Source organism: Roseateles sp. P5_E1 (assembly GCF_054049335.1).
On record NZ_JBFUMN010000399.1, the window covers coordinates 1 to 553 of the forward strand.

1 protein-coding gene is annotated in these 553 nt (G+C 73.4%); it reads left to right on the plus strand.

The genetic code is table 11. The annotated features are described in order from the left end of the window. A partial coding sequence (locus ACXJKJ_RS31740; RefSeq protein ID WP_457395686.1) for an NAD(P)H-hydrate epimerase occupies positions 1-553 on the plus strand: 553 nt, incomplete at both ends.

Here is a 553-nt window from a genome sequence, read left to right on the forward strand (position 1 = left end):
GTGCTGGTGGACGCGCTGTACGGGCTGGGCCTGAACCGCGTGCCGAGCGGGCCGGCGCAGGCGCTGATCGAGGCGATCAACGCCGCCGGCGTACCGGTGCTGTCGCTGGATGTGCCCAGCGGGGTGGACGCCGACAGCGGCGCGGTCGCCGGGGCTGCCGTGCGGGCCAGCGTGACCCTGCAATTCATCGTGCGCCATCGCGGGCTGTATACCGGCGATGCACTTGAACACATCGGCGGGCGCCGGCTGGCACCGCTGCAGTTGCCCGAGGCGGCCGATGCGGGTGTGCTGCCTGCGGCGTGCTCGTGGCAGCCGCCGCGGCTTGCCGCACAACTGCCGGCGCGGCGCGCCAACACCCACAAGGGCGAATCCGGCCATGTGCTGTGCGTGGGCGGCAATCGCGGTAGCGGCGGGGCGGTGATGCTGGCCAGCGAAGCCGCGCTGCGCACCGGCGCCGGGCTGGTCAGCGTGGCGACGCAATCGGTGCATGTCGCGCCGTTGCTGGCGCGGCTGCCCGAAGCGATGGTGCATGCCGTCGAGGACGCGCAGGACC